Here is a 5,510-nt window from a genome sequence, read left to right as displayed (position 1 = left end):
ATCTTCTCTTCGATGATCTTCTCTTCGATGATGACATCTATCGAAATCACAACCTCCACCAAAACCAAAACCCATAATATTACCCCCTTTCGTTCGTTAGTACATTTTATGCTCGTCTAGAGAGGATGGTGTGAGTATATGAGTCTAGTTAAGTGTGGATTTTTTATCAATCAGATATGGTATGTGAAATTTTAAAGGAGACAAAAAGAAAAGACACTCAAATGAGCGCCTACTTTTTTAGTATCCGAATCCGCCACCGCCGCCCCAACAACTACATCCGATAATGATTAACAGGATGAACAGAACGATTATTAAAGCAAATCCGCCACCAAAGCCACCACAAGAACCACCAAAACTCATATTTTTTCCCCCTTCAATTTAGGAGATAGAACAATAGGTAATTTATTATTTAAAGCGATTCTCATTATTTTATGTTTTTATGAACAGAATGAGCAAGTCTTTTTGAACATAAAGATAAGGCACCCTAAGGTGCTTTTCTCCGACTTGAACCATTTTAATTTTAATAATATGTATTGGACTCCCATCCAAATAATATTTTACCACGTTAAGTTGTATTGTTCATTTTTTGGACCCTTTTATTTATAGTGTTTTGAATGTATACTTTTGTTTCGTATTTTGAGGATATCAGGGTAATTGGGTTGAAGTCAATGAATTCGGGGTGCTGAATGTAAACTAATATTGAAAAGTTTACATTCAAATTAGAGGAAGTTATCCCCTGGGTGGGTAATTAATACAAAAAGACGAAAATCTCTATAGTCTGTTTTTGGCCAATCGTAATTCTTTTTTATTTAATAATTTAGGAACCAGACTGAAACTCTTGCATAATATGTAATCAGGAAAAACAGTTTTGGAAACAAAACGCCATTTCCATCGGGGCAACCCGAAGGGAAGACCGATGTCTTCCCATCCTACATAGAAAGACCACCTTAGGGTGGTCTTTTTTAATTTTAGGTGATTTTTAGGTGCGATGAATTTTTCTCACTCTTTATTTTTATGATATTAGGAGGGGCTAACCCCTCTCCTCACCTCAGCTCTTGCACTCACACCCAAAAACGAAGATGAAAACAACAAATGAGTAATAGGGTAAAGCTAGAACATGTTATTAAACAAGTATTGAGCGAGGAAGGGCATGTTTGGAAATAGAAAAACACTAGGATTTTTATAATGTATAAAATTATGCATAACATGATAAAAAGAAATGTTATGTAAATCTCAAATGAATACCATATACATCTAATTTTCTTTGATTTTGAGGGGTTATCTTTTTTTAAAGAGGGGCTGACTGAAGGTTTAAAAGTTAGATCCTAAGAGACAGTTAAAAATATTAGACATGTATAAAAATTAAATAATGTCTAATTTTTACAAAAAAATAAATAAATAGACATTTAACGGATTTAATAAACAACTATTTTTCATAGAATATAATCGTAATCTATTACAATAAAGAAAGACGGTGTTTTTATGCCTCAACTTACTAACTTGTGTCCAAGCCCCGTACAGGACCCATTAAGGTTTACTAACTGTTTGGTATTTGAATCTTGTGCTCAAAAGATTGGAGAAGCGAGGATTCCTGAAACAAATCTCATTATAGCCGGTCTTGGTGGATTCATTGGTACTCTGATTACTACGCTTGCTGGTGCTCTGGTACCTGCTGTTGTATTAACCGCAGCTCAATTGGCTGCATTGGTTTTGGAGGTTGCAACACGTTTAGGTGCTTCGGGACTTGTGGAATTCGATGCGTGTGTCTCTGCAACCCCAACACTAGAAGGTCATTTGCTTCGGGACAAGATCATCAACTGCGGCGATGTTGATGCGACTGTTACTGTTCGAACTACAGCAGCATTTTTTACTATTATTACACTGCCTGTTACTGGTGCTCCGGTCATCGTACTGGACATTCCAGCTGGTACAGCAGGTTGTACCCTCATCGCGCTGACGATCCAAGAAGAAGAAGCAGCTCCTGGGGTTCGCCCAACCGATTGTATCTTCGAACAAGTTGTTGAGACAGAAGGGTCAACAACTTGTCTTGTAAGGGGAACTGCAGCCGACCCACTTCTTGGTGTAATTATAACAAATCTAGTCATAGTTAAAGCATCTTTTATTGTGTTGAAGAAAGTTGTCCGAGCAGTACAAGCTCCATTACCAACATGTTCTACGGCATCACCATGTCCCCCTACGACTTCGACATCAGCACCATGTCAATGATGGTAAAAATCTAGAAGACAGCCAAATTTGGCTGTCTTCTTCCTAATTTTATATTAGTCTCTATGTAAATTAAATAAAGTTCTTCTTAATTTACTCATTAAAAAGAGACTATTAGAACGGGAGAGAACAGCCTTGAATAACACGAATTTTCACTCGGAAAAAGAAGTAACTAAGCTCCTTAAGATTGACGATATTGCATTAAACATGCTTTGCCTAGAACTTGAAAAACGAGACTACACTTTTTTAAAAGATGAGCGAAATCAATTTAGGTTTTATGATAAGGACATTGTCCTGCTTCGTCGTTTCCTCACTCTTGCTAAAGAAGTTGGTATGACATTGCAGACTGCGGCTGATAGATTATTATTAACAAATGAAGTCGTTCCAACTGAAAAACAGGATGAGAACAATGAAAGTGCCCCTTACCATAAGTTAGATATACAAGTTTTCCTTAAACATATACAACATATACAAAAATTTAATCAAGCATTACTCCAACAAATGGATGAACAGCAAAAACTGTTAAGAGAGCAACAATCCTATATAGAAAATGCTTTGCGTAAAATACAGGAGGAAAGTATAGATTTAGAAACAATTATCACAAAGGAAGAAAAAAAGCCTAAAAAAGGATTTTGGTACCATTTTTTCTCTTGAAGGGAGAATTGAATGGTTTTTAGAAACATACGGACAAAATCTATAGGATTTTGTAAAAGAATTAAAGAGTGTTAATAATGAAATAGATTAGAGATGGTTATTTGTGTTGGTCAATCAAAACGGACCTAGCGTAGTGAAGGGAGTATTTGACTTGACCAACTGAAGGACACCCGAACCCTCTTGGCACTGAACAAACTACCGTTTGTTCCTGCCAACCGGCGAGGGAGCCCCTCAAGGATTGAGTGAGGGGTTGGGGAGTTCGAAAAATGGGGTCTGGGGAAGAGTTCCCCAGTGGGGTTGGGCAAAGCCCAAGGTTTGTTTTTGCCATGTTAAGCATGGCTCGGCGAAGCCGATAAGCGTCGCAGACCCCTATCTATTTTGAAACAAAGTGTCAAAATAGGTATAGGGTTACGTCAATTGACACAATTTCGTCGCCTTGCTAGACTTATTGTATCAATTAATCTAGAGGAAGTGGTGGCACTTTATGTTGTTCTCTATCTCATTTAATCAATCTCAACAAAGTTCATTAAGTCATAATAACAGAGAAAACATTCATGGGAATCCTGGCATCGATCCATCCAGGTTAGACGAGAATATTTACTTTGTTCAAAAGGACATCCGAAGTGTATACAAGGATGTCTTTCAAGAAGCCGTCGACAAGTATAACGAAAAACAAAAACGTAATGACCGTAAGATTCAGGACTATTATGACAAAATACATAAAAATGAAAAGACACATGAGCAACGAGAATTGGTTGTAGCGGTTGGAGAGGGTAAAGATGACCCAAAGTATAGGGAAGCTAAAAAAGAAGCGTTAAAACAGTATGCGGAGTCGTTTCAAGGGCGAAATCCAAATCTAGCAGTCTATAACATGGTTTTACATGATGATGAAGCAAATCCGCATTTACATATTAACTATGTACCGAATTTCGAAAGTAGTCGAGGATTAACGAGGCGTGTCGGAATGGATAGAGCCTTGCAACAACAAGGCGTACAAGGAAAAGGGACGGAGTTAATCGCGAATTGGAGACAATTAGAAACGGATTATATTGAATCTTTGGCTAAAGAACAAATTCCGAATTTTGAACGTGCCAATGTAGGTTCACATAAGTATATGAAAGTTCGTCAATATAAGGAATATGGCGAGGCAGTTTCTAACATAGAGAATCAAATTACCGAGATAAGCAAGCGATTGCCCGATAACAAGATTACGCTAAAGCCCAAAAGGAAAGAGATCAAGACGGAGGTAAAGCCAAAATTAATTGGTAAACCTGAAATCATTGAGAAAGAAACAGGCAATTATGTTTTTTCGCCAAAGCAACTCGAAAAAGTAGAAGAATTGATAATTGCAGCAGTCATTGTAAAAAAAGATTACGAGCGTTTGCAGAATACGGATTTGGTAAAAGAAAATAGGGAATTGAATCGTCAAGTTGATAGTTTGTATGATTCTTTAAAAGAATCCCAAAAGATAAATTTAGAGTTGAAAGAGGAAAATAGAAAATTAAATACTGAAATAGGCTCATTAAAAACTCATATAAAGGATTTGAAGGAGAATATAAGGGTTTTGTATCAACAGACGAAAAAAGCTTTTAAAGAGAAATTTAAGGCGTTTAGAGGGATTATTAAAAATGAATTGGATAGCAAGAGAATAGATAATCAATTTGAACGTGAGTATAAGAGAGAAATGAATAGACATCGTGGATTTGATATGGAGCGGTAAAAAATAAGGAAACTTTGTTTTTATCTTTAAGGTTATTGAAAACGTGATAGAATGAAAAAAAGAGTCATGCGGGAACATGACTCTTTTCATAGGGTATTCTACGAAAATACCTATACTTCATTTATCTGATTATAGATTATCATAATTTGATTTATAATCAAATAGCAAAAAATAGGTGTTTTTGTTGATTCCCTTAATTAAGGAGGAATTAACTTAGATATGACAAAGAAAATTATTGATTTTGGACAAGCTGAAAAAAAAGCAAAAGAAAGAGATAGCAAGATTAATAGTATTTATGAAAAACTTGAAGGTAGTGGTGGACTTTCTGAAGAAGAAAGAACCATTATGTTACAAGTATTAAGTAAAATGTCTGGTGGGGAAGAATACTTCATTGGTAAAAAGAAAAAACCTACGGATCGGGTGAGATTTGTGCAGATAATTACTGATAATATTAATTATTTATGTAAAACGGGGTATCTGACAAATGCTGAAAAAGCTTTTTTAATCGATTTAACACCGTATATAGAGTTTAAAACTAATATTTTAATTGAATGTTCAAATGAAGATTCTGAGGAAGTAGATGCAGATGCAGCTACGCCAAGCTATTTAGCAAGGAAGTTAGGAAAAGATAGAAGTAATCTTTCTCATTTAATGAATGGTTTATTGGAAAAAGGTGTTTTAGCAGTTGCAGAAACTGGAATGACAACTGAAGATGGTCGCATTTGTAGTTCTCGTACTTGGTTTGTGAATCCTAATGTTTTATGTTGTTCTCCTAAAGATGGGGTAGACAAGGCTACTATGAAGATTTTTAAGAAGTCTCTTAGAAATTTTAAAATAGCAGGAGATAAGAAAAAACATAATTTACCGATTTATTTATTTTAGATGTCATTTGTTATTGACATCTTTTTTTTTT

General features: G+C 35.5%; 5 protein-coding genes. 4 read left to right on the top strand and 1 reads right to left on the bottom strand.

What is annotated here, in order from left to right; genetic code table 11:
* Positions 1–237: 237 nt before the first annotated feature.
* A complete protein-coding gene (locus MR071_RS24825) occupies positions 238–360 on the bottom strand; it encodes a YjcZ family sporulation protein (RefSeq protein WP_002174933.1) in 123 nt (40 codons plus the stop codon).
* A gap of 1,434 nt (positions 361–1,794) precedes the next feature.
* Between MR071_RS24825 and MR071_RS24820 the strand changes: the two genes are divergently transcribed.
* The 4 genes from MR071_RS24820 (at position 1,795) to MR071_RS24805 (ending at position 5,479) form a co-directional block, all read left to right on the top strand.
* Positions 1,795–2,226 (top strand): hypothetical protein, encoded by a 432-nt coding sequence (locus MR071_RS24820; RefSeq protein WP_242238221.1) that lies wholly within the window; start codon positions 1,795–1,797, stop codon positions 2,224–2,226.
* Positions 2,227–2,358: 132 nt separating this feature from the next.
* Positions 2,359–2,877: a hypothetical protein gene (locus MR071_RS24815; protein WP_242238220.1), complete on the top strand. Its 519-nt coding sequence runs from the start codon at positions 2,359–2,361 to the stop codon at positions 2,875–2,877.
* A 484-nt stretch (positions 2,878–3,361) separates the two neighbouring features.
* Positions 3,362–4,597, top strand: coding sequence for a plasmid recombination protein (locus tag MR071_RS24810; protein WP_242238219.1), 1,236 nt, complete (start codon positions 3,362–3,364; stop codon positions 4,595–4,597).
* Between the two features lie 219 nt (positions 4,598–4,816).
* Positions 4,817–5,479, top strand: coding sequence for a MarR family transcriptional regulator (locus MR071_RS24805; RefSeq protein ID WP_242238218.1), 663 nt, complete (start codon positions 4,817–4,819; stop codon positions 5,477–5,479).
* The last annotated feature ends 31 nt before the right edge of the window (positions 5,480–5,510 follow it).

The sequence above is a fragment of the Bacillus cereus group sp. BfR-BA-01316 genome (assembly GCF_022664195.1).
Classification (GTDB): Bacteria; Bacillota; Bacilli; order Bacillales; family Bacillaceae_G; genus Bacillus_A.
Note: the sequence above shows the minus strand (reverse complement) of the source record. Positions and strands in the feature narration are given on the sequence as shown.